This window comes from Salipiger sp. PrR002, assembly GCF_010500775.1.
In the GTDB taxonomy this organism is placed as follows: Bacteria; Pseudomonadota; Alphaproteobacteria; order Rhodobacterales; family Rhodobacteraceae; genus Salipiger.
The window spans coordinates 288,088-311,742 of sequence record NZ_JAAGOU010000002.1; the positions used below are offsets into that span (position 1 = coordinate 288,088).

Here is a 23,655-nt window from a genome sequence, read left to right on the forward strand (position 1 = left end):
CGTCAGCCGAAGACGTAGCTGCCCGGCGCCGCGCCGAGCGAGGGCAGCGGGCACGGTCCCGCCGTCCGTTTCCGCGCGCTGCCGCGCTTGGCGAGCCATTGCGTCCATTCCGGCCACCACGAGCCCTGCTTCACCGGCTGCGCCGCGACCCAGTCTTCGCGGTCGGCGGCATGCAGCGAGATCTCTCCGATCCGGTAGTGGCGGTGCTTGTGGCCGGGTTCGGACACGATGCCCGCATTATGCCCGCCGCTGGTGAGCGCGAAGGTGATCGGCCCATCGAAAAAGCGCGTCACCTTCCAGACCGAGGGCCATGGCGCGATGTGGTCCTTCTCGGTGCCGATGGCGAAGACCGGCAGATGCACGTCCTCCAGCGCTACCGGATCGCCGCCGATTTCGAACTGGCCGAGCGCGAGACGGTTCTCGAGGAAGAGATGGCGCAGATATTCCGAATGCATCTTCGCGGGCATCCGCGTGGTGTCGGCGTTCCACGCGATGAGGTCGATCATCGGGGCGCGCTCACCCAGCAGGTAATCGTGGATGGTCCGCGACCAGATCAGGTCGACCGAGCGCAGCATCTGGAAGGCTCCGGCCATCTGGTCCGACCGCAGATAGCCCTGCTGCGCCATCGTATCCTCAAGAAAGGCGACCTGACTGTCGTCGATGAAGAGGGTGATCTCGCCAGCCTCGGTGAAATCCACCTGCGCCGCCAGTAGCGTCAGGGAGGCGAGCCGCTCCTGCCGGCCTTCACGGGCCAAGGCCGCCGCCGCAATCGACAGCAGGGTCCCGCCAAGGCAATAGCCCGCAGCGTGCACCCGCTCGCCCGGCACCGCGCGGCCAATGGCGTCGAGCGCGTCGAAGATGCCAAGCCGCACATAGTCTTCCATCCCCATTTCCGCCTCCGCCGCGCCGGGGTTGAGCCAAGAGATCATGTAAACCTCAAAGCCCTGCCCGGTCAGGTAGCGCACCATGGAGTTCCGCTCGGAGAGATCGAGAATGTAATATTTCATGATCCACGCGGGCACGATCAGCAGCGGCTCGGCATGGACCTTCTCGGTGACCGGCGTATAGCGGATAAGCTCCATCAACGGCGAGCGATGCACCACCTCGCCGGGTGTCGCCGCCAGCGTCTCGCCGACCTTGAAACCGCCGGTGTCGGGCTTTTCGCCCTGCGCCCAGACGGACAGATCCTCTAGGTAATTGTGCAGCCCGCGCATCAGGTTGGCGCCGCTTTCTTCCTGCGTGCGCCGCAGCACGACGGGGTTGGTCAGCGCGAAATTCGACGGCGCCACCGCGTCGAGCAATTGCCGGGCGGCGAAATTGGTCAGTTGTGCATGGCGCGGGTTCACGCCCTGCACGCCGGTGGTGGCGCAGTCCCACCACGCCTCGGTCAACTGAAAGCAGCGGGCGGCGAGATCGAAGGGCCAGTGCTGCCATTCGGGATCGGCAAACCGCCGGTCGCGGCTGAGCGCAGCATGGGCGAAAGGCGCGGTCCCCAGCGCGCAGCCCACCGCGTTTTGCATCATCCGCGCCGCGCCCGAGATCGCTTCTTCCTGCAGCGCCGCCTGTTTGGCGGGGGATCCGGCCAGATGCGCCGCCCAGTCGAACCACGCCGTGGCAAGCCCCATGGGTGAGAGCCCGCCGGTGGCATTGGCCAGCGCCGCGTGAAACGCCCGGTCGATGCCGCCGTGGCGGTCGGCGGCGGATGCGTCGGCCTGGCACTGGGCGGGGTTTTGGGCGGGGCACTGGGCGGGGGAGGGAGGAACGATGTGCTGCATGGCGTCTCCAATGGCACGCGAGATCGGCACGCGCCTTGATCCGGCGCAAATTCAGAGAGATGTCAGACCGAGCTTGCACGCCGCGCATGACGCGGAGATGTAAAAGGGCATGTCGGGATGGTGCCGTGCCGGGGCAAATTCCTTGCCAAGGAATTTGCAATTCTCTTCGAAGAGAGTTGGCTCGCCCAGCCCAGCCCAGCCCAGCCCAGCCTCAGCGCAGCAGTCGGTCCAGTACCGGCGTCAGCTCCTTGGCGATCTGCGCATGCCCCACGGGCCGCAACGCCTCTGCCGCGGCGGCGGCCTCGAAATCTGCGAAGATCATCCCTTCAGTCTCGCCCGCAAGTGCCGCCTCCGGCAGCGTCAATTCCAGCACCGCCGATGCCCTTGGCCGCAGCGCCTCGATCATGCCGCGCTCGATGAACAGCGGCGCGGGGGCAAGCCGATCCACATGGGTGTCGGGCGGCGGATGGCCCGCAGCCCAGAGCAGCACCACCCGCCCGCCGAGCAGCGTCAGCAGATGTTTCATCCGCGCCACCCAAGCGAGCCGCAACTCGGCGGTGACCTCGGCAAACCGTTCCTGCGAGATCTCGCGCAGCCGGCCCAGCATGTGCAGGGTGAAATGAAACTCGGTGAAATCCACCTCCGGATAGAGCTGCTGCAGCCGGTCGGAGGCATGCAGAAAGCGATCGTTGCGCCGCGGGTGCACCCCGTAGAAGCGGTTCGACATGTTCTGCGCGCCCATCACCTGCAGCACGCTGATCGCGGCCTGATCGGTCAGCGCCATCACCGCCGGATCCCCGAGATAGAGATCGATGCCCGCGTTGACCGCACCAAGGTTGACGCAGGGGTGCGGTGCGCCGGCCTCGGCCAGCGCCGCTTCCACCTGCGCCGCGAAGGGCTCGCTGACAAAGCGCCCGAAGGTTTCCGCACCGCCCAGAAACGCCACATACGGCGGATGCAACGCGCGCTTCGGCCCGCGAAACAGGGTCCGCGACCGGCCATAGCGGCAGGGGAAATACTCAAGCGCACCCTCAACGGATTCGGCATAGGACATGACGCCCCCCATTTCTGATTCCCATTCACCCGGCGCTCAGCATCCGCCCCGCGCCCCAACAATTCGCTAATGAGAAAAACCGCGCAAAAATTGCCCGGCCCCCGCTTGCAGCCGGCGGGCGCGGGCGCATAAGGTTGCCGCGCATCAAAGCGGGGTAGGTCCCATGGAAATCAAGAGCATCGGTGTCATCGGCGCAGGACAGATGGGCAATGGCATCGCCCATGTCATGGCGCTGTCGGGCTATGAGGTGCGCCTGTCGGACGTCAGTCAGGAGGCGCTCGACAAGGCGCTGGCCCTGATCACCCGCAATCTCGACCGTCAGGTCAGCCGCGAGAAGATCAGCGCAGAGGCGCGCGACGCCGCTCTGGCCAAGATCAGCACCACGCTCGACACCGTCGAAGTGGCGCAAACCGATCTGGTGATTGAGGCGGCGACCGAGCAGGAAGCGGTGAAGAGCAAGATCTTCGAGGGTCTGCTGCCGCATCTTCTGCCGCATACGATCCTGACGTCGAACACCTCGTCGATCTCGATCACCCGGCTGGCCTCGCGCACCGACCGTCCCGAGAAGTTCCTTGGCTTCCACTTCATGAACCCAGTGCCGGTGATGCAGCTCGTCGAGCTGATCCGCGGCATCGCCACAGACGAGCCGACCTATCAGGCCTGCCTGAAAGTTGTGGAAACGTTGGGCAAGACCGCTGCCTCCGCCGAGGATTTCCCGGCCTTCATCGTCAACCGCATCCTCGTGCCGATGATCAACGAGGCGGTCTACACGCTCTATGAGGGCGTCGGCAATGTGCGCTCGATCGACATGGCGATGAAGCTCGGGGCGAACCACCCGATGGGCCCGCTGGAACTGGCCGATTTCATCGGGCTCGACACCTGTCTTGCCATCATGAACGTGCTGCACGACGGTCTGGCCGACACCAAATACCGCCCCTGTCCGCTGCTGACCAAATATGTCGAGGCCGGATGGCTGGGCCGCAAGACCAAGCGCGGCTTCTACGACTACCGCGGCGACGAGCCGGTGCCCACGCGCTGAACCAATACGCTGTACCGATGCGCTGAGGCCCGCCGCTTCTTCTCTTTGAAAATACGCCGGGGGTGAGCCCGGAACGGGCGAGGGGGCAGCGCCCCCTCTCTTGTGGCCTTCAACGCCAAGCCGCCACGCCGCGCGGGGGACTTACCGCCCCTTCAGCGCCAATGTCTTTTCGCGCAGCCAGGCGACGAATTCGCGCTGATTGCCGGTCCAGCCGCGCACCTCATCGGGGCTGATCGGCGCGCCGACGACGGGGGCCTGCGGCCTGCCGCACGCGTGCATCACCTCGTGGATCAGCAGACCCTGCCGCAGCGTGGGCGAGAGCTTGTTGGCCATCTGATAGGCGCGGCTGTTCTGTCCGGGGAAATAGATCGGCACCACGGTGGCGCCCGAGCGCTGGATCATCTTGGCGGTGAACGGGTTCCAGACGGCCTCGATGGCGGGACCAAAGAGCGTCTCCGACGCCGCCACCACGCCCGAGGGGAAGAGCGCGATCACCCCGCCGCGCTTCAGGTGGTCCATGGCGGTGGCGCGCATCTCGAGGCTCTGTTCGCGCGCGGTTTCCTCATGCGGGAAGGGCACCGGGATCATGAACTGGCCGATCTCCTCGACGCCGGTCAGCAGCGAGCGGGTGAGGATCTTATAGTCGGTCCGCACACGGCCGATCAGTTCGGCAAGGATCATCCCGTCGACCAGCCCATGCGGGTGGTTCGCCACAACGATCACCGGGCCGGAGGCGGGAATGCGCGCGATCTGCTCTGCCGGGGTCCGCAGCTCGATCCCCATCAGGTTGAGCGCCTGCCGCCAGAAGGCCTGCCCGTCGGGCACGCCGACGCGTTCGAACTTGCGCACGAGGCGGATGAGAGGGATTTTGCCGGTGAGCCATTCCAGCGCGCGGATGGTGTTGGCCTTCCACGGGTTGGTGAACGTGTTGGCGTAGCTCAGCTTGCGCTTGTCATAAGGCGCATGGGCCGGGGTGACGGATGTCCCCCGATTGGCCGTCGCCTCATGGCTGTCGAGCATGTGCCGCCCCTGTTCTTTCATGCACCCACCTGGGGGTCAGTTGTCCTCGCCGAACCGGTTCGCCACGAGCGCCTCAAGCGCGTCGGCGAGGGCTGCAGCGTCCGGACCGGAGGTCTCGACCTCAATAGAGCTTCCCTTGGAAGCTGCCAACATCAAAAGCCCCATGATGCTGTCGCCGCCGGTGCTCATGCCGTCCTTGGACACTTCGGCATGGGCGTCGAACCCCTCGACCACCTCGACCAGCTTGGCGGAGGCGCGGGCGTGCAGGCCCTTTTCGTTGACGATGTTCAGCACGCGGCGAACCGATGTATCACTCATGGTGGATCTCTTGATTGCTTGGCCGTTGCGCGGCCTCAGACGGCATCAGGTTTGACGTTCTGACTGTCAATGTATTTCCGCCCCGCTTCGAGCGCGCCGCGCACGGCGTCGGGCACCGGCAATTGGCGGGTCTTTGCGAGCTTTATCAGCATTGGCAGGTTCATCCCGTACAGGATGCGGCGGTTCTCGGGCTGGCAGGCCAGCAGGCTCAGGTTGGAGGGCGAGCCGCCGAAAAGGTCGGTCACCAGAACCACGCCGCCCCCGGTGTCGACACTGTCCGCAGCGGCGCAGATCTCGGCCTGTTTCTTGCCGCGATCGTGATCGGCCTCGATCGAGATCGCCATGATTCCGGGCTGTACCCCGACCACATGTTCCACGGCGGAGAGATATTCCTTCGCCAGTCCACCATGCGCCACGATCACGATGCCGATCACGCTTGCGACCTTTCGTCCGTTCCAGTTGCCACGCCCTTGGCGGTCTGGCCGCGGCGCTCGAGTTCCCGGTGCCTAGTTGACACCTGCCAGCCCCGGTCCGCAAGGGCGCGCGCGACGGTTTCCGTCACCATGACCGACCTATGTTGCCCGCCGGTACAGCCAAATCCGAACGACAGATGCGCTTTGCCCTCCTCGGTGCAGGCCGGAAGCATGAAGAGCGCGAGGTCGACGATCTTTTCGAGGAAGGGCGCAAAGCACGGATCGGCCTGTACATGGGCGCGCACTTCGGCGTCGAGCCCGGTCTTGGCGCGCAGTTCGGGCACCCAGTGCGGATTGTCGAGGAAGCGGCAGTCGAACACCGTGTCGAGCCCCTGCGGCAGGCCGCGCTTGTAGGAAAAGCTCTGCACCGAGACGGCAAGCTGCTGCGCCTCATCCTGGGCGAACCAACCGGCAAGCTGCGCGCGCAGATCGTGCGGGCTGAGCTCGGAGGTGTCGATCAGGATCTCGGCGGCGCTCCGCGCGGGCTCGAGCAGGGAAAGTTCGCGTGCAATGCCATCGGTGTAGGCGCTGTCGGGCGACAGCGGATGACGGCGGCGGGTCTCGGAATAGCGCCGCGCCAGCACCTCGGGCGCGGCGTCGAGATAGAGCAGCTGCGCCTGCACCAGCGGCTGCCCGTCGAGCGCGCGGCGCAGGCCGAGCAGCCCCTCGACGGTGAAATCGCGGTTGCGGATGTCGACGCCAAGCGCCAGCGGACGGCTCAGCGCGGGCCCTTCCAGAAGCCGCGGGATCAGCCCGAGCGGGATGTTGTCGATCGCCTCAAAGCCAAAATCCTCCAGCGCGTTGATCGCGGTGGAGCGCCCGGCGCCAGACGGGCCGGTGACCAGCACCACATGCTGGGGCGCTTTGGGCGAGTCATCCATGACTGCGGACATCACGAGGGATCCCTTGCTGCACCCTTCAGATATTGAACGAGCGCTGCGGGAAAATAGGGATGCGCGGCATTGTGAAGCAAGGGGAGATTTCGCCCCTGCAGCATGATTTCGCGGCGTTGCGGCAGGCGCTCGGTCTCTGGGGTGTCGAGATCGAGCAGCGCGGCCACCTCGGCGCGGGGCAGATGGTCAGCCGGTAGGATGCCAAGCCCGCGCGCCTCGATCAGCCCGGCCAGCGGGGCAGGGGGCGCGGCCCAGAGGGTGCCTCCCTCGAGCGTCAGCACCACGCGGTCATCGGCGACCAGCCGTGCGCCGCGGGCCATCATCTCGAGCGCGAGCCCGGATTTGCCTGCACCGGAGCGGCCTTGGATCAGCAGCGCCCGTCCTGCGACCGCCACCGCGGTGGCGTGCAGGATGATCGGCTCTGGGGGCATCATGGGATCAGATCGGCAGGCCGACAACGAAACGCGCGCCAAGCGGCTCCGAGGTGATGTCGGCCTCGGTCGGGCGGATGTTCTCGGCCCAGATCACGCCGCCATGCGCCTCGACGATCTGCTTGGAGATGGCGAGCCCGAGGCCCGAATTGTTTCCAAAATCGTTCTCTGGGCGCTGCGAGTAGAAGCGTTTGAAGATCTTCTGCAGCGCCTCTTCGGGGATGCCGGGGCCGGTGTCCTCGACCACCACCAGCACGCGGTTGTCGCGGCGGCGGGCCCAGACGCGGATCGCATCGCCATCCTCGCAGAAGGAAATCGCGTTGGTGATCAGGTTGACGAAGACCTGCGCCAGACGCGGCTCCAGCCCGTTGATCGGGATCGGCTTCTCGGGCAGGTCGGTGATGAACTCGATGCCCTTCTTGCGCGCGTCCTCGCCGAGGAACTGACCAAGATTTCCGAGCATATCGAGCAGGTTGAACTCCTGCTCCTCTTCCTTGACCAGTTCGGAATCGAGCCGCGAGGCGTTGGAGATGTCCGACACCAGCCGGTCGAGGCGGCGTACGTCGTGCTCGATCACGTTGAGCAGCTTGTCGCGGTGCTCTTCTTTCTTGACGATGCGCAGGCTGCCGATCGCCGAGCGCAGGCTGGCCAGCGGGTTCTTGATCTCATGCGCGACGTCGGCGGCGAATTGTTCGTTGGCGTCGATCCGGTCGTAGAGCGCGGCGACCATGCCACGCAGTGCGCCCGAAAGACGACCGATCTCATCGGGGCGGGCGGTCAGGTCGGGAATGCGGATGCGGCGCGAATTGCCCTGCGACTTGTTGCGGTCGCGGCCGATTTCGGCGGCATCGGCGAGGTCCGAGATCGGGTTGGCGATGGTCGAGGCCAGCACGAGGCTGAGGCCGATCGAGACCAAGGTGGCGATGACGAACATCTGCAGCACGCGCTCGCGCTCGGCGCCAACCGCTGTGTCAATTTCGGGGGCGGGCGCCACAAGGGCGACGCTGCCGATCACATTGCCGGACTGCACGATGGGCGCGAAGGCGGTGAACAGCGTCTCGGCCATGGTGCCGGTGCTGGCCTCCACCCGCGCCACGGCGGGATCGCCGGTCTCCAGCTGCTGGCGCAGCTGATCTTCGAGACCCAGAGCGGTCTCTTCTCGGAAATAGGCGAACAAGCCCGAAACCCCGCGCCAGAGCCGGTCGAGGAAGTCGGAAATGATGGTCTCACGCCCTGCGGGGGCGGTGGCAGCGGGCGGGCCGCTGACCTCACCGACAAGGAAATTGCCGCTGTCAAAGACCATGACCTGCGCGCCGCGCCGCAGGTTCAGCCCGTCGAGCGTGGCCGCCACGTCGATGCCATCGGACGTACCGAGGCTGACCGGAGCGCCCTCGGGCAGCTGCAGTTCGAACATATGCGAGATCATCTCGGCCTGCGCCAGCGTGGCGTCGGCGCGTTGCAGCGCCAGCGTGTCACGCGACGAGTTGAGCCAGAGAATCCCGGCTGCCAGCACGTTCAGGGCGATAAGGTTGAAGGTGATGATCTTGCGCGTGAGCGGCGAGCGGTTGAGCGAGAACAGCGAGCGGCGGGCCCGGCTGTCGCGCAATTCCTTCTCGACCGTGCTGTCCGGGGCGACCCAATCGTCGCCCAGCACAACATCGGCATCCGGTCGTTCGCCCGACTTTTCGTCGCGCATCAACATCCTCTCGGCCAGGGCCATCGGTTACTCTTCGTTGTAACGATACCCGATACCGTACAGGGTTTCGATGGCGGAGAAATCCGCATCAACGGTCCGCATCTTCTTGCGCAGCCGCTTGATGTGGCTGTCGATCGTGCGGTCGTCCACATAGACCTGATCGTCATAGGCCACGTCCATCAGCTGGTCGCGCGATTTGACAAAGCCCGGACGTTGCGCCAGCGCCTGCAGCAGCAGGAATTCGGTCACGGTCAGCGACACGTCCTGACCTTTCCAGCTGACCGAGTGGCGCAGCGGGTCCATGGTCAGCGAGCCGCGAGTCATCAGCTTGGTTTCTTCGGTGTCCCCTACCACCTCACCAGCCTGTGCCTCCTGACGGCGCAGCAACGCGCGGATCCGCTCGACCAGAAGGCGCTGGCTGAACGGTTTCTTGACGTAGTCGTCGGCGCCCATACGCAGCCCGAGCACCTCGTCGATCTCATCGTCCTTGGAGGTCAGGAAAATCACCGGCATGCGCGACTTCTGACGCACGCGCTGCAGCAGATCCATCCCGTCCATACGTGGCATCTTGATGTCGAAAACGGCCATGTCGGGCATCTTCTTGCTGAACGCATCCAGCGCAGATTGCCCGTCATTATATGTCTCGACTTCAAACCCTTCCGCCTCGAGTGTCATGGACACGGATGTCAGGATGTTCCTGTCATCGTCCACCAGGGCGATTTTAGACATAGCACTTCATCCTTGTACTGCTCTGTAAAAGCCTTCTTTTTCCGCGCACTATGCGGAGTTTCGGATTGCGCAACAATCCCCCACGGCGAATCAGTCCAGAGCTGCGACTTAATTGCAGCGGAAATTGCGTAACGAATGGCTAAAATGTCTCACCCATCGCGCGCAACTGCCATGTCGCTGACCGATGGTAACGCTAGCCGAACCGGGTGCTAACGCTAAAGCTATTTTGGTTGCGCTAACTAGATGGATGCGTCCTGTTCTTGGTCGTTCCCAGCATGTTAAAGCCTCTGTTACCGGTGGCGGGCGCTGCCGGTGGACGGCCTCCCATGCGCCGCCCCGATTGACTACCGCCGCCGATTATCGCGGCTACAGGAGCTTGGCAGATGACATTTGGACGGGTGAACCCGCAATTCCGGCTTGAAGATCAAGGGATCGAAGGGCTGGGCAATGTCTATTACAATCTTATGGAGCCCGCGCTGATCGAGGCTGCCCTGAAGCGCGGCGAAGGCACGCTGGGCAAGGGCGGTGCCTTCTACGTCACCACCGGCAAGTTCACCGGCCGCTCGCCGCAGGACAAGCATGTGGTCAAGACTCCCTCGGTGGAAGACAACATCTGGTGGGAAAACAACCGCGCCATGTCGCCCGAGGGCTTCGACGTGCTGCAGGCCGATATGCTCGAGCATATGAAGGGCAAGGACTACTACGTTCAGGACCTCGTGGGCGGTGCCGACCCGGCGCATTCCATCAAGGTCCGCATGGTGACCGAACTGGCATGGCACGGCCTGTTCATCCGCCACATGCTGCGCCGCCCCGAGCGCGAGCAGCTGGATGAGTTCCTTGCGGATTTCACCATCATCAACTGCCCCAGCTTCAAGGCCGATCCCAAGAAGCATGACTGCCGGTCTGACACCGTCATCGCGCTGAACTTCGACAAGAAGACCATCCTCATCGGCGGCACCGAATACGCCGGCGAGAACAAGAAGTCGGTCTTCACGCTGCTGAACTACATGCTGCCGCTCAAGGGCATCATGGCGATGCACTGCTCGGCCAACCACGCGCCGAACAACCCGGTCGACACCGCCGTGTTCTTCGGCCTGTCGGGCACCGGCAAGACCACCCTCTCGGCTGACCCCGAGCGCGTGCTGATCGGCGACGACGAGCACGGCTGGTCCGACCGCGGCACCTTCAACTTCGAAGGTGGCTGCTACGCCAAGACGATCAACCTGTCGGCCGAGGCGGAGCCCGAGATCTACGCGACCACCTCGAAGTTCGGCACGGTGATCGAGAACATGGTCTTCGACGAAGAGACCTTCGAGCTCGACTTCGAGGACGACAGCCTGACCGCCAACATGCGCTGCGCCTACCCGCTCGAGTATATCTCGAACGCCTCGTCCACCGCGCTTGGAGGCCACCCGAAGAACATCATCATGCTGACCTGCGACGCCTTTGGTGTCCTGCCGCCGATCGCGCGGCTGACCCCGGCGCAGGCGATGTACCACTTCCTGTCGGGCTTCACCTCGAAGGTGGCAGGCACCGAGCGTGGCGTGACCGAGCCGCAACCGACCTTCTCGACCTGCTTCGGCGCGCCCTTCATGCCGCTGCGCCCGGAAGTCTATGGCAACCTGCTGCGTGACAAGATCGCCAAGCACGGCGCGACCTGCTGGCTGGTCAACACCGGCTGGACCGGCGGCGCCTATGGCACTGGCCACCGCATGCCGATCAAGGCGACCCGCTCGCTGCTGCACTCGGCGCTGAACGGCTCGCTGGCCAAGGTCGAGTTCCGCAAGGACCCGAACTTCGGCTTCGAAGTGCCGGTTTCGGTCGAGGGCGTGCCCGAACTGCTGCTTGATCCGCGCCGCACTTGGTCGGACAAAGAGGCCTTCGATGCGCAGGCCGAAAAGCTGGTCAGCATGTTCGCCGAGAACTTCGCGCAATATGTGCCTTACATCGACGATGACGTGAAAGCCGCCGCGATCGGCTGATGCGCCATCTCGCGCTCCTTCTGATGTTGGCCGGTCCCGCGTTTGCCGGGGCCGGCCCTTCTTTTGCCGGATCCTCCGAGACGGCCGGGCAAAGTTTTTCCGCCGCGCCGATGCAGCTGCTCGAGCGCGGCGTGATCTGCCAGATCACCGCCGAGGGCGCGCGCCCGGCGCCGGAGACCGAGCAGGGGGTGATCAACCTCGTCGAGCCGGGCCGCCGCATCGACGTCGCCACCGAAGTCGTCCCCGCCGCCCTGGGGATCAGTTTCGGCATCCGCTTCATGCTCGCCGACGACGCGCCGCCCATGGCGCTGCGCGTGGTGGTCACCCATCCGCCCATGGGATCACGCGCCATCGAGCGGGAAAGCTGGGTCACCAATGCCGTGCCCGGCGCGCCGGGGCTGAGCCTTTTCACCTTCGAATATCCCTATGAGATGGTTGAAGGCGCCTGGACCATGGCGCTGGAGGCGGGCGGAGAGCGGCTGCTCGAGCAGCATTTCAGCGTGGTCCCCGCCGAGGCCGCCGCCCCGGTCCTCGCCGCCTGCGCCGGCCCTGCGCCGATGTCCTGACCCGCGCCCGCCCAGGCTTTCATCTTTCCCCAAATACTCAAAACCCGCCGGGCCTCCGCCCCGCGCGGGCTTCATTGTTCCCGAAATACGCAAGACCCGGCGCCGCCAGCCCGCGGACCGGCTGGGTTTCTTCCCCGAACCGCACACGGCGGACCGCGATTTCATCCACAGGGCCCGCGCCGGAGTCATCTGTCTGAAAAGACTCGCAACCTTGCTTCCGGCGGCCTCGCGACTCCCCAAGCTTGCCCACATGCGGGGACGCTTCATCTTGATTAAATAACAGATCACTCCACAACTTATTGCGGGTGTCGCGAACATTTCGCTTTACATGAACGCCGCGCCACAGGCACCATATGTAGTAAGAGACAAGGGGTTGCCCCCAAATCTCTAGAGCAGGCACCTAGCTTTAGGGACGCTGCCGAGCCCCAAAGCTACAACCATAAGAGGTGGCGCATGGCACTGTCCGAAGAATTTCTGGGCGAAGAACTTCACCCGATCGATATCGTCGAGACCCTCGCCGAACATAACGAATGGGACTTCGACCGCGTGGCCGAAGACCAGATCGCCATGGCGGTCGAGGGCCAGTGGCGGACCTATTCGATCACGCTGGCTTGGTCGCCTTACGACGAGACTCTGCGGATGATCTGCAGCTTCGAGATGGAGCCGCCAGAGGACTCGCTGCCCGAGCTTTACACCGGTCTCAACAGCGTCAACGACCAGTGCTGGGCGGGCGCCTTCAGCTACTGGCCCGACGCCAAGCTGATGGTCTACCGCTACGGTCTGGTTCTGGCCGGGGGTCAGGTGGCCAGCGCCGAGCAGATCGACACGATGATCGGCGGCGCCGTGGCGGCCTCCGAGCGCTACTACCCCTGCTTCCAGCTCATCGCATGGGCTGGCAAGACGGCGGGCGAGGCGCTGCAGATCGCCATCGCCGAGGCTTACGGCCGGGCCTGACCGGCACGGGAAAAGCGCCGGGGGTCAGCCGATCAACTGATCAACTGATCAACTGATCCCCAGCGCGGTTTCCTTGAGCATCTCCGCCGAGGCGCGCAGCGCCTTGGCCTCGCCCGGGTCGAGCGCGGGCATAAGCGTCTCGACCACACCATCGCGGCCCACCACGCGCGGCAGGCTGAGCGCGACATTCTCCACCCCCTCCACCTGCGGCGTCACCACCGAGACCGAAAGCACCGACCGCTGGTCGTCGCGCACCGCATGGACGATGCGCGCCAGCCCCGCGCCGATGCCGTACCACGTGGCGCCTTTCCCCTCGATGATCCGATAGGCGGCGCGGCGCACCGCCTCGTCGATCTCGGCGCGCACCGCATCGGTGATCGGCGCGCGCACCTGATCGGCGAACTCGTCCAGCGACAGCGCCCCGGCGCGCGCCGAAGCCCAGCTCAGCACTTCTGAATCGCCATGCTCGCCCAGCACATAGGCATGCACCGACTGCGCCGCGATCCCCAGATGCCCGCCCAGCAGCGAGCGGAAGCGCGCGGTGTCGAGGATCGTGCCAGAGCCGATCACCTGCCCGGTCGGCAGCCCCGAGGCGCGCAGCGCCACTTCGGTCATCACGTCCACCGGGTTCGAGGCCACCAGCAACATCGCCTTGGGCGCCGCCTTCTGCACGCCTTCGATGACCTGTGCAAAGACATCGGCGTTGCGCGACAGCAGGCTCAGGCGGCTCTCTCCGGGCTTTTGGGCGACGCCCGCGGCGAGGATGACGATCTCGGCGCCGTCCAGCTTTGCGTAGCCGCCCGAGCGCACCTGACAGGGGCTGGCGAAGGGCACCGCATGGGCGATGTCTTCGGCCTGCGCGCGGGCCAGCGCCTCGCTCTTGTCCACCAGAACGATCTCGCTCGCGCCGCCGCGCAGCGCCAGTGCATAGCCTGCTGCTGAGCCGACCATGCCCGCGCCGACGATTCCGACTTTCATGGCTCTCTCCTTTTCCCCAAATTTTCCCCGAAGTCTGGCGGCAGCTTGGCACGCGCCGGTGACAGGACCAAATCGCGCGCAGAGGTTTTGCCGCCTAGCCCTCTGGTTTTCACCGCGTTGCCCAGAGCGCGCGCAGCGAGAGGCGGGGACGGGCCTGACGCATGGACACCGGGGGCAGGGCGGCTATAGTGCCGCTTTCCGCAGGCAATGAGGGCAGAAGATGTCGGAAGAGGTGAAGGTCGGGATCATCATGGGCAGCCAGTCGGACTGGCCCACGATGCAAGAAGCGGCGCAGATGCTCGACGAGCTGGGCGTGGCCTATGAGGTCAAGATCGTCTCGGCCCACCGCACGCCGGACCGGCTGTGGACCTACGGCAAAGAGGCAGCCGGGCGCGGCCTGCAGGTGATCATCGCGGGCGCTGGCGGCGCGGCGCATCTGCCGGGGATGATGGCCTCGAAAACCCGCGTGCCGGTGATCGGCGTGCCGGTGCAGACGCGGGCACTTTCGGGTGTCGACAGCCTCTATTCGATCCTGCAGATGCCGCGCGGCTTTCCCGTGGCGACCATGGCGATCGGTGCGGCGGGCGCGGCCAATGCCGGGCTGATGGCGGCGGGCATCCTCGCGCTGCAGGACCCGGCGCTGGCCGAACGGCTCGACGCATGGCGGCGGGCGCTGTCGGACTCGATCCCCGAAGAGCCTGTGCGGGACTGACCTCGCCGCCTCTTGGCCCGGAACAAGGCCGAAGGCCGCCGGGCAAGCGCTGGCCCGTCCCCACGGGCTGGCGCTTTTGCGTCGGTGCTCTGGCGCAAGATGTCATTCGGGTTTGGTCGGTATAAAGCGCAGACCTCAATCCAAGTCGCGCCACCCCACGGGCCAGCGCCCGCCCGGCTGGCACCGGCGCTTGTGATGAGGTCTCATGGGCGCACTCTGGTACCGCGCCATACAAACGGGTGTTGCAAGCGGCGCCAATCCGCAGGAAAAGCGGCAAAACCCCGAACCGCGCAACGGAGGCCCCCATGTCTGACGCTCTTCCCCAAGGTGCAACCATCGGCATTCTCGGCGGCGGACAGCTGGGACGGATGCTCTCCGTCGCGGCCAGCCGCCTCGGCTATCGCACGCATATCTTCGAGCCGGGCGCCCAGCCTCCTGCCGGTCACGTGGCCGATGCGGTGACCACCGCCGCCTATGACGACAAACCGGCGCTGACCCGCTTTGCCGAAGCGGTGGACGTGATCACCTACGAGTTCGAGAACATCCCCACCGAGGCGCTCGACACGCTGCAGGCGCTGCGCCCGATCCGCCCCGGCCGCGAGGCGCTGCGGGTCAGTCAGGACCGGATGACCGAAAAGGAGTTCCTGCGCGACCTCGGGCTGCGCACCGCGCCTTTCGCCGCTGTGGACACCGCCGAGGATCTCAACAACGCGCTGGAGCTGATCGGCACGCCGGGCATCCTCAAGACCCGCCGCTTCGGCTACGACGGCAAGGGGCAGGCGCGGATCAAGTCCAAGGACGATGCCGCCGACGCTTTCGAAGCGATGCAGGGCGCGCCGTCGGTCCTGGAAGGCTTCGTCGAGTTCAGCCATGAGGTCTCGGTGATCGCCGCGCGCGGCGTGGACGGCGAGGTTGCCTGCTTCGATCCCGGCGAGAACGTGCACCGCGACGGCATCCTGCGCACCACCACCGTGCCCGCGCGTCTCACCCCGGCGCACCGTCAGGACGCGATCCTGCTGGCGGGCCGTATCCTCAATGCGCTCGACTACGTCGGTGTCATGGGCGTCGAGCTGTTCGTCTGCCCCGACGGGCTGGTGGTCAATGAGATCGCGCCGCGGGTGCACAACTCGGGCCATTGGACGCAGAACGGCTGCACCGTCGACCAGTTCGAGCAGCACATCCGCGCGGTCGCGGGCCTGCCGCTGGGCGACGGCGCGCGCCACAGCGACGTGCAGATGGAAAACCTCATCGGTGCCGATATGGACCGCGTGCCGGAACTGCTGCGCGAGACGGACACCGCGCTGCACCTCTACGGCAAGGCCGAGGCCAAGCCGGGCCGCAAGATGGGTCACGTCAACCGCATCGTGCGCGCCGGCTGAGCCCTTTGACGCACCGAGGCGGGCGCTTCAGCTGAAGAAGCGCCCGGCCACATCCCCCGACATATAGGCCACGCGCCCCCCGGCGAGGGTCGCCACGATGCGCCGCGTCGCCTGCTCGCGGATGATCAGATCGGCGCGCAGCCCATCCTCGATCCGGCCCCGGTCGGTCAACCCGAGCAGCCGCGCCGGCCCTTCCGAGACCAGCCGCCACGCCGCCGTCTCGTCCAGCAGCCCAAGCTCGACACAGCGCCACGCGGCGCGCGCCGGGGCGGGGTAGTGGTAATCCGAGGCCAGCGCGTCGCACAGGCCCATGCCCACCAGATCAAGTGCCGAGACATTGCCCGCATGGCTCGCGCCGCGCACCACATTGGGCGCGCCCAGCACGATGAAATCGCCAGCCTCGCGCGCCGCCTGCGCCGCCTCCACCGTCTCGGGGAATTCCGACACGCGCGCGCCGCGGTCGCGCCAGTCTGCGCGGCCTGCGGCGGTGCGGTCGTCATGGCTGCCCATGGTCACGCCGCGCGCCGCCAGACGTGCGGCGAGCGCATCCAGCGCGCCCGGCACCTCGTCGCCGCGTTCGTGCAGACCCATCATCAGCGCCAGATGCGCCTCGGGGCTGCGGCCACTCTTGAGCGCCTGCCCGGTGAGCCGCGGCGGCTTGCGGCCCTCTGCCAGCCGCTGGTGCGGCAGATGGTCGTTGAACACCACATAAGAGATGCCCCAGCGCGCCACCGCTTCTTCGGCCCCGGCAAAACCATCAAGGAAATGCGTCTCGAGCCGCAGTTGCAGGCGCAGGTCCACGGGCACCGTGGGCGCCACCTCCGAGACCGCGGCAAAGACCTCTTCGGCGAACTCCGGCCCGCGCATCCCGCCTTCCCACGACCAGAACTGCGCCAGCGCGGCGGTGGTGATGCCGCAGGCGGCCAGCTCCGACGCGCAGGCCAGCACACCGCTCTCGCGCTCGCGCAGCGCGCCCCGGCGCGGCGCCATGTGCCGCTCGAACCCGTCGCCATGGGCATCGACGATGCCCGGCAGCACCTCAAAGCCCGACAGGTCCACCGGCTTGCCCGCCGCACCCGCGTGCAGCAGCCCGCCGCAGATGGAGAGCGGCGCATCGCTCCAGCCCTCGGGGCGCAGGGTGCGGGCGTTTTGGAAGCACAGATCGAGCACGGGGCAGGGACCTTTCGACGGGGATGTGAGGGCGGAGCGGGCTCGGCGCTTGAGATACGCCTCCGCCCGGCCCTATGAAAGGGGCAAAAGGACAGGCAGCCCCATGCAGAAATCTCCCCGTCTCGCCGCCCGCGCCGTGCTGCTGCACGAGGACCGCCTGCTGCTGGTCAACGCATGGCCCGGCGGCACCAGCGATCTGTGGTGCGCCCCGGGGGGCGGCGTCGAACCCGGTGCTTCACTGCCCGAAAACCTCGCCCGCGAGCTGCGCGAGGAAACCGGGCTGGAAGTGACGGTCGGCCCGCCCTGTCTGGTGAACGAGTTCCATGACCCCAAGAGCGGCTTTCATCAGGTCGAGATCTTCTTTCGCTGCCACATCGCCGCCGGGGTGATCGACCACGGCTGGCAAGACCCCGAGGGCGTGGTGACCGAGCGCCGTTTCGTCACCCGCGACGAGATGCAGGGGCTGCGCTTCAAACCCGACAGTCTGCCGCATGTGGCATGGGGCAGAGGCTTCGGCTACGACCCGCTGGAATTGATCCAGCAATGAGCGCGCGACCGCTGGACCGCGCCTTGCCTGCCGCATAACGTGCCCCCATGCTTGCCTATGCGCTCAAACGTCTGACCGCGCTGGCGCTTTCGCTTCTGGCGGCGTCGCTGGTCATCTTCCTTGTGGTCGAGGTCGCCCCGGGTGATCCGGCCAGTTACATGCTGGGCATGAACGCGCAGCCCGACACGGTGGCGGCGCTGCGCAGCGAGCTTGGCCTCGACCTGCCGAAATGGCAGCGCTACCTGTCGTGGCTCGGCGGCATGCTCTCGGGCGATTTCGGCACCTCCTACACCTATCGCACGCCCGTCGCGCAGATGGTGGCGGACCGGATCATCGTGTCGCTGCCGCTGGCGCTTTATGCGCTGGCGCTTTCGGTGCTCATCGCCTTCCCCGCCGGAATCTATGCTGCCGCCCGCCGCGGCAAGCCGGGCGATGCCGGCGTCATCGGCGCCACGCAGCTTGGCATCGCGATCCCCAACTTCTGGTTCGCCATGCTGCTGGTGCTGCTCTTCGCGCTGAAGCTGCGCTGGTTCAGCGCGGGCGGATTTCCCGGCTGGGACGACCCGCTGCTGGCGCTGAAATCGCTGACCCTTCCGGCGGTGGCGCTGGCGCTGCCGCAGGCGGCGATCCTTGCGCGGATCATGCGCAGTTCTCTCATAGACATCCTGTCCGAGGATTTCATCCGCACCGCCCGCGCCAAGGGGCTCTCGCGGCGGCAGGCGCTGTGGCGGCACGGGCTGCGCAATGCGCTCATTCCGGTGCTGACGATCCTCGGGCTGCAGTTCTCCTTTCTGCTGGCGGGGGCGATCATCATCGAGCAGGTGTTCTTCCTGCCGGGCCTCGGGCGGCTGATCTTCCAGTCGATCACCCAGCGCGACCTTATCGTGGTCGAATCGGTGGTCATGCTGCTGGTCTTCGCGGTGATCGCGGTGAACTTCCTGACCGACATGGCCTATGCGCTGGTCGATCCAAGACTGAGGCGCGCGCGATGAGACCCTCGCTGATCCTCGGCGCGGCGCTGACCCTCACGTTTGCGGGCGCGGCGCTGCTGTCCTTTCTCTGGACCCCCGGCGACGTCGAGGCGGTGAACATCGCCGCCCGGCTGCAACCGCCCTCGGCCGCGCATCTGCTGGGCACCGATCATCTGGGCCGCGACATGCTGAGCATGATCATGACCGGCGCGCGCACCTCGCTCGCGGTGGCGCTGGTGGCGGTGGGGCTGGGCATGGGGCTCGGCGTGCCGCTGGGCCTTGCCGCCGCCGCGCGGCAGGGCGGCTGGCTCGACGAGCTGGTGATGCGGACCAATGATCTGATCTTCGCTTTCCCCTCGCTGGTCATCGCGATCCTGATCACCGCGATCTTCGGACCCGGCGCGCTCAACGCGATCCTCGCCATCGGCATCTTCAACATCCCGGTCTTCGCCCGGCTGACCCGCGGCGCGGCGCTGAGCTTCTGGCGCCGCGAGTTCATCCTCGCCGCCCGCGTCGCCGGAAAGGGCGCGCCGCGCATCAGCTTCGAGCACATCCTGCCCAACCTCGCCAACCTGCTGATCGTGCAGGGCACCATCCAGTTTTCGCTGGGCATCCTTGCAGAGGCCGGCCTCTCCTATGTCGGCCTCGGCGCGCAGCCGCCGGTGCCCAGCTGGGGCCGCATGCTGGCCGATGCGCAGACCATGGTGGCGCTGGCGCCGCATGTGGCCATTGTGCCGGGTCTCGCCATCGTGCTGACCGTGCTCGGCCTCAATCTTCTCGGCGACGGGCTGCGCGACGCCCTCGACCCCCGCCTCAGGCCCTCCCGCGCATGATGCCTTCGTCTAGACCAAAATATCCCAGGGGTCCGGGGGCAGCGCCCCCGGTCCGGCAGGCAGCACAGGCGCTGCTGGAAACCCGCGACCTGACCCTCTCCATCACCGGAACACCCATCCTGCAGGGCGTCACGCTGCGCCTGCAGCCCGGCGAGATCCTCGCCCTCACCGGAGAGTCCGGCTCCGGTAAATCGATGACCGCGCTTGCGGCCATCGGCCTTCTGCCCGAGCGGGCCGAGACCTCCGGCCAGTTGCTGCTGCAGGGCCAAGACCTCCTGACCCTGCCCGAGCGTGATCTCTGCGCCCTGCGCGGGCGCGAGGTGGGGATGGTGTTTCAGGAGCCGATGACCGCGCTCAACCCGGTCCAGCGCATCGGCGATCAGGTGATGGAGACGATCCTGATCCACAAGGCCATGCCGCGCGACGCCGCCCGCGCCCGCGCCGCCGAAGTGATGGCCCGCGTCGGGCTCGACCCTGAGCGCATCCCGCCCACGCGCTACCCGCATGAGCTATCCGGCGGCCAGCGCCAGCGCGTCGGCATCGCCATGGCCATCGCGCTGCGCCCGAAGCTGCTGATCGCCGACGAGCCCACCACCGCCCTCGACGTGACCACGCAGGCGCAGATCCTCGATCTGCTCACCGGTCTGGTGCGCGAGGAGGGCATGGGCCTGCTGATGATCACCCATGATCTTGCGGTGGTGGCCGGCATGGCCGACCGGATCGCGGTGATGAACGAGGGCCGCATCGTCGAGCAGGGCCCCACGCGAGAGGTCCTGACCGAGCAGCGCCATCCCTACACCCGGCAGCTCTTCGAGGCGTCGCGGCACCAGCCCGAGCTTGCGTCGGTCACGGCGGGCGAGACGATGCTGAGCGTTGCGGAGGCGGTTCGCGCCTATCCGCTGCCGCGCCAGCGCCTCTTTGCCCCGCGCGGCCAGTTTCGCGCGGTGAAAGGCGTCAGCTTCGACATCCGCCGCGGCGAAAGGGTCGGCCTCGTGGGCGAGTCGGGCTGCGGCAAGTCCACGCTCAGCCGCGCGATCCTCGGGCTCGAGCCCTTGCAGGAGGGGCAGATCACCCTCGATGGCAAGCCGGTCCTCTCGCATGGAAAGCCCGACCCCGAGATCCGCCGCCGCGTGCAGGTGGTGTTTCAGGATCCCTATGGCTCGTTCAATCCGCGCCACAGCGTCGGCCGGATCATCGCCGAGCCCTTCCACCTGCTGCCGGACCCGCCCAAGGGCGCGGCGCGGCAGGCGGCCATCGCCGGGGCGCTCACTGCCGTGGGGCTGAAGCCCGAGCACGCTGAGGCGCCGATCCACGCTTTCTCGGGCGGGCAGCGCCAGCGTATCGCCATCGCCCGCGCGCTGATCATCGAGCCCGAGCTGGTGATCTTCGACGAGGCGGTCTCGGCGCTCGACGTGCGGGTGCGGGCGCAGATCCTCGATCTGGTGGCGGATCTGTCGCGTGCGCGGGGCCTCAGCTATCTCTTCGTCAGCCATGATCTTTCGGTGGTGCGCGGTATCACCGACCGGGTGCTGGTGATGCGCGAAGGCGAGATCGTCGAGCGCGGCGACACAAGCGACGTGTTTGACAATCCCCAGCACTGGTATACCAAATCTCTCATGGAGGCGGCGCCGCGATTGCCGGCGCCGGAGATGGGAGGAGATGACGATGCCGGAGGGGAGCCCCTTTGACAGCGCCCGTGTGCTCATTGGCGGCACATGGCGCGAGACCGCGGACACGCTGCCGCTGAGCGATCCGTCCACGGGCGAGGAGATCGGACGCATCGCCCGCGGCGGCAAGACAGAGATCGACGAGGCCGTGGCCGCAGCGCAGGCGGCGCTTGACGGGGAGTGGGGCGCGATGACCGCGCTGGAGCGCGGGCGCATCCTCACCCGTATCGGTGTGTTGGTGCTCGAGAATGTCGACATGCTCGCCCGGATCGAGGCGCAGGACGTGGGCAAACCGCTCAGTCAGGCGCGGGCCGACGCGGTGGCGCTGGCGCGCTACTGCGAGTTCTACGGCGGCGCGGCGGACAAGATCCACGGCGAGACGATTCCCTATCTGGACGGCTACACCGTCTACACCCTGCGCGAGCCGCATGGCGTCACGGGCCATATCGTGCCGTGGAATTACCCGATGCAGATCATCGGCCGCTCGGTCGGTGCGGCGCTCGCCATGGGCAATGCCTGCGTGCTGAAACCGGCCGAAGACGCCTGCCTGACGGCGCTGCATTTCGCCGATCTGGCGCAGCAGGCGGGGCTTCCGGCGGGGGCGCTCAACGTGGTGCCGGGGCTGGGGTCCGAGGCGGGGGCGGCGCTGTCGTCGCATCCCGGCGTGCAGCACATGAGCTTCACCGGCTCGGTCGCCACCGGCGCCGCCGTGCAGCGCGCGGCGTCGGACAATGTGATTCCGGTGACGCTGGAGCTGGGCGGCAAATCCCCGCAGCTGGTCTTTGCCAATGCCGATCTCGATGCGGCGCTGCCGTTCCTGGTGAATGCCGGGCTGCAGAACGCCGGGCAGACCTGCTCGGCCTCCTCGCGCATCCTCGTGCAGCGCGAGGTGCTGGACGAGGTGATGGCCCGCATGGCCGCCGCCTATGAAGCGAAACTCGTCGGCCCCGCCATGGAGGACCGCGACATCGGCCCGCTGATCAACGCAACCCAGAAGCGCCGGGTCGAGGGATTCCTGAAGCAGGGCGCTGACCTGCCGGTGCTGGCGCGCGCGCGGCTGGCCGAGGGACTGCCCGAGGGCGGGCATTACGTCGCCCCTTGCCTCTATGGCCCGGTTCCGGCGGATCACCCGCTGGCGCAGGATGAGGTCTTCGGCCCGGTGCAGGTGATCATCCCCTTCGACGACGAGGCCGAGGCGCTGCGCATCGCCAATGGCACCGAGTATGGGCTTGTCGCCAGCGTCTGGACCCGCGACGGCGCGCGGCAGATGCGGCTCGCGAAGAAGCTGAAAGCCGGGCAGGTTTTCCTGAACAACTACGGGGCCGGGGGCGGGGTCGAATTGCCCTTCGGCGGGGTCGGTAAGTCCGGCCACGGGCGCGAGAAGGGTTTCGAGGCGCTGTATGGCTTTTCGGTGCTGAAGACAGTGGCGGCGCATCATGGCTGAGCCTGCGGTTGCAGGACACGGCTGAGCGCTGCGCCTGAGGATTTGAGGGAGGAGACAGGAATGAGACTGGACGGGAAAACCGCCATCGTGACCGGCGCGGGCTCGGGCTTTGGCGCGGGCATCGCGCGGCGCTTCGCGGCAGAGGGCGCGCGGGTGATGGTCGCGGACATCAACATGGAGGGCGCCATGGAGGTGGCGTCCGAGTTCGGCGGCGTGGCGCATGAGGTGAACGTGGCCGACGGCGCCTCGGTCGAGGAGATGGCGCTGCGCGCCGGGGCCGAATTGGGCCGGGTCGACATTTTAGTGAACAACGCCGGGGTGACGCATCTGCCGGGCTTCATGGAAGAGATCAGCGAGGCGGATTTCGACCGGGTCTGGGCGGTGAACTGCAAGTCGGTCTATCTGACCTCCCGTGCGCTCGTGGCGGGGATGAAAGAGCGCGGGACGGGCGCGATTCTCAACATCGCCTCGACGGCGGGCGTCTCGCCGCGACCCAAGCTCAACTGGTACAATGCTTCGAAGGGCTGGATGATCACCGCGACGCGCGCCATGGCGATCGAGCTGGCGCCCTTCGGCGTGCGGGTCAACGCGCTGAACCCGGTGGCGGGCGACACGCCGCTGCTCAAGAGCTTCATGGGCGAGGACACGCCGGAAATGCGCGAGAAGTTCCTCTCGACCATCCCCATGGGGCGTTTCTCGACCCCCGAGGATCTGGCAAACGCGGCGCTTTACCTCTGCTCGGACGAGGCCTCGCTGGTGACCGGCGTGTGCATGGAAGTGGACGGCGGGCGCTGCATCTGAAGGCGGCGTCGGTGGGGGCGCTGCCCCCGCCGCGGCTGCGCCGCGACTCCCCCGGCGTATTTTGAAAGAGAAGAAGACGGACCGGCGCGCTTATTACTGGCCCTTTTCAGCAGGCCATCGGCGGCATAAGGCCTTTCATTGTTCGCTCAATACGCAAAGGCGCGCCTGCGACAGCGGGCGCCCTTGTTTTTTGCTGCAGCGCAGCAAATTATCAACCAGTGGC

23 protein-coding genes are annotated in these 23,655 nt (G+C 66.7%); 12 read left to right on the forward strand and 11 right to left on the reverse strand.

The window, feature by feature from the left end:
- Positions 1 to 2: 2 nt before the first annotated feature.
- Both G0A00_RS03815 and G0A00_RS03820 read right to left on the reverse strand, forming a co-directional pair.
- Positions 3 to 1,775 (reverse strand): alpha/beta hydrolase, encoded by a 1,773-nt coding sequence (locus G0A00_RS03815; protein ID WP_164178834.1) that lies wholly within the window; start codon positions 1,773 to 1,775, stop codon positions 3 to 5.
- Positions 1,776 to 1,986: 211 nt separating this feature from the next.
- Complete coding sequence (locus G0A00_RS03820) at positions 1,987 to 2,829, reverse strand: DUF6473 family protein (RefSeq protein WP_164178836.1); 843 nt, start codon at positions 2,827 to 2,829, stop codon at positions 1,987 to 1,989.
- A gap of 163 nt (positions 2,830 to 2,992) precedes the next feature.
- Here G0A00_RS03820 and G0A00_RS03825 point away from each other — a divergent pair, with 163 nt between their 5' ends.
- Complete coding sequence (locus G0A00_RS03825; RefSeq protein WP_066102854.1) at positions 2,993 to 3,868, forward strand: 3-hydroxybutyryl-CoA dehydrogenase; 876 nt, start codon at positions 2,993 to 2,995, stop codon at positions 3,866 to 3,868.
- A gap of 141 nt (positions 3,869 to 4,009) precedes the next feature.
- Here G0A00_RS03825 and G0A00_RS03830 read toward each other — a convergent pair whose 3' ends face one another.
- Genes G0A00_RS03830 through G0A00_RS03860 form a run of 7 tightly spaced genes read right to left on the reverse strand, consistent with a single transcriptional unit; the run spans position 4,010 to position 9,428 of the window.
- Entirely contained in the window at positions 4,010 to 4,888 is an 879-nt protein-coding gene (locus tag G0A00_RS03830; protein WP_164178885.1) for a lysophospholipid acyltransferase family protein, read from the reverse strand.
- Between the two features lie 36 nt (positions 4,889 to 4,924).
- The gene (locus tag G0A00_RS03835; RefSeq protein ID WP_066102848.1) at positions 4,925 to 5,206 is read right to left on the reverse strand and encodes an HPr family phosphocarrier protein; all 282 of its coding nucleotides are present in this window, start codon (positions 5,204 to 5,206) and stop codon (positions 4,925 to 4,927) included.
- Between the two features lie 35 nt (positions 5,207 to 5,241).
- Entirely contained in the window at positions 5,242 to 5,640 is a 399-nt protein-coding gene (locus G0A00_RS03840) for a PTS sugar transporter subunit IIA (RefSeq protein ID WP_066102845.1), read from the reverse strand.
- Complete coding sequence (gene rapZ / locus G0A00_RS03845) at positions 5,637 to 6,572, reverse strand: RNase adapter RapZ (protein ID WP_235952867.1); 936 nt, start codon at positions 6,570 to 6,572, stop codon at positions 5,637 to 5,639. Before rapZ ends, G0A00_RS03840 begins: the two co-directional genes overlap by 4 nt.
- Entirely contained in the window at positions 6,572 to 7,006 is a 435-nt protein-coding gene (locus tag G0A00_RS03850; protein ID WP_164178838.1) for an HPr kinase/phosphorylase, read from the reverse strand. The genes rapZ and G0A00_RS03850 overlap by 1 nt, the downstream gene beginning before the upstream one ends.
- Positions 7,007 to 7,010: 4 nt before the next feature.
- Entirely contained in the window at positions 7,011 to 8,723 is a 1,713-nt protein-coding gene (locus G0A00_RS03855; protein WP_164178840.1) for a sensor histidine kinase, read from the reverse strand.
- A 3-nt stretch (positions 8,724 to 8,726) separates the two neighbouring features.
- Positions 8,727 to 9,428 (reverse strand): response regulator transcription factor, encoded by a 702-nt coding sequence (locus tag G0A00_RS03860; protein WP_066102839.1) that lies wholly within the window; start codon positions 9,426 to 9,428, stop codon positions 8,727 to 8,729.
- A gap of 383 nt (positions 9,429 to 9,811) precedes the next feature.
- Between G0A00_RS03860 and G0A00_RS03865 the strand changes: the two genes are divergently transcribed.
- The 3 genes from G0A00_RS03865 to G0A00_RS03875 all read left to right on the forward strand — a co-directional run bounded on the left by G0A00_RS03865 (position 9,812) and on the right by G0A00_RS03875 (position 12,930).
- The gene (locus G0A00_RS03865) at positions 9,812 to 11,410 is read left to right on the forward strand and encodes a phosphoenolpyruvate carboxykinase (protein WP_164178842.1); all 1,599 of its coding nucleotides are present in this window, start codon (positions 9,812 to 9,814) and stop codon (positions 11,408 to 11,410) included.
- Complete coding sequence (locus tag G0A00_RS03870; RefSeq protein WP_235952868.1) at positions 11,410 to 11,976, forward strand: DUF3859 domain-containing protein; 567 nt, start codon at positions 11,410 to 11,412, stop codon at positions 11,974 to 11,976. Before G0A00_RS03865 ends, G0A00_RS03870 begins: the two co-directional genes overlap by 1 nt.
- A 453-nt stretch (positions 11,977 to 12,429) precedes the next feature.
- A complete protein-coding gene (locus G0A00_RS03875) occupies positions 12,430 to 12,930 on the forward strand; it encodes a YbjN domain-containing protein (RefSeq protein ID WP_066102830.1) in 501 nt (166 codons plus the stop codon).
- Positions 12,931 to 12,978: 48 nt separating this feature from the next.
- On the opposite strand, the gene G0A00_RS03880 is transcribed toward G0A00_RS03875, so the two are convergent.
- Positions 12,979 to 13,908 (reverse strand): L-lactate dehydrogenase, encoded by a 930-nt coding sequence (locus G0A00_RS03880; protein ID WP_164178844.1) that lies wholly within the window; start codon positions 13,906 to 13,908, stop codon positions 12,979 to 12,981.
- A 220-nt stretch (positions 13,909 to 14,128) separates the two neighbouring features.
- Between G0A00_RS03880 and purE the strand changes: the two genes are divergently transcribed.
- Positions 14,129 to 14,620 carry a 5-(carboxyamino)imidazole ribonucleotide mutase gene (purE, locus tag G0A00_RS03885; RefSeq protein WP_164178846.1) on the forward strand — a complete coding sequence of 164 codons (492 nt, stop codon included), beginning with the start codon at positions 14,129 to 14,131 and terminating at the stop codon, positions 14,618 to 14,620.
- 305 nt (positions 14,621 to 14,925) lie between these two features.
- Positions 14,926 to 15,999 carry a 5-(carboxyamino)imidazole ribonucleotide synthase gene (locus G0A00_RS03890; RefSeq protein WP_164178847.1) on the forward strand — a complete coding sequence of 358 codons (1,074 nt, stop codon included), beginning with the start codon at positions 14,926 to 14,928 and terminating at the stop codon, positions 15,997 to 15,999.
- 27 nt (positions 16,000 to 16,026) lie between these two features.
- On the opposite strand, the gene G0A00_RS03895 is transcribed toward G0A00_RS03890, so the two are convergent.
- The gene (locus tag G0A00_RS03895; protein WP_164178848.1) at positions 16,027 to 17,169 is read right to left on the reverse strand and encodes an alpha-D-ribose 1-methylphosphonate 5-triphosphate diphosphatase; all 1,143 of its coding nucleotides are present in this window, start codon (positions 17,167 to 17,169) and stop codon (positions 16,027 to 16,029) included.
- 103 nt (positions 17,170 to 17,272) lie between these two features.
- Between G0A00_RS03895 and G0A00_RS03900 the strand changes: the two genes are divergently transcribed.
- Genes G0A00_RS03900 through G0A00_RS03925 form a run of 6 tightly spaced genes read left to right on the forward strand, consistent with a single transcriptional unit; the run spans position 17,273 to position 23,432 of the window.
- Positions 17,273 to 17,716, forward strand: coding sequence for an NUDIX hydrolase (locus G0A00_RS03900; RefSeq protein ID WP_164178849.1), 444 nt, complete (start codon positions 17,273 to 17,275; stop codon positions 17,714 to 17,716).
- Positions 17,717 to 17,763: 47 nt separating this feature from the next.
- The gene (locus G0A00_RS03905; RefSeq protein ID WP_066102814.1) at positions 17,764 to 18,708 is read left to right on the forward strand and encodes an ABC transporter permease; all 945 of its coding nucleotides are present in this window, start codon (positions 17,764 to 17,766) and stop codon (positions 18,706 to 18,708) included.
- Complete coding sequence (locus G0A00_RS03910; RefSeq protein ID WP_164178850.1) at positions 18,705 to 19,520, forward strand: ABC transporter permease; 816 nt, start codon at positions 18,705 to 18,707, stop codon at positions 19,518 to 19,520. Before G0A00_RS03905 ends, G0A00_RS03910 begins: the two co-directional genes overlap by 4 nt.
- Positions 19,520 to 21,208 (forward strand): ABC transporter ATP-binding protein, encoded by a 1,689-nt coding sequence (locus G0A00_RS03915; protein ID WP_164178888.1) that lies wholly within the window; start codon positions 19,520 to 19,522, stop codon positions 21,206 to 21,208. The genes G0A00_RS03910 and G0A00_RS03915 overlap by 1 nt, the downstream gene beginning before the upstream one ends.
- Positions 21,186 to 22,631 carry an aldehyde dehydrogenase family protein gene (locus G0A00_RS03920; RefSeq protein WP_164178851.1) on the forward strand — a complete coding sequence of 482 codons (1,446 nt, stop codon included), beginning with the start codon at positions 21,186 to 21,188 and terminating at the stop codon, positions 22,629 to 22,631. The genes G0A00_RS03915 and G0A00_RS03920 overlap by 23 nt, the downstream gene beginning before the upstream one ends.
- 60 nt (positions 22,632 to 22,691) lie before the next feature.
- The gene (locus tag G0A00_RS03925) at positions 22,692 to 23,432 is read left to right on the forward strand and encodes an SDR family oxidoreductase (RefSeq protein WP_164178852.1); all 741 of its coding nucleotides are present in this window, start codon (positions 22,692 to 22,694) and stop codon (positions 23,430 to 23,432) included.
- The last annotated feature ends 223 nt before the right edge of the window (positions 23,433 to 23,655 follow it).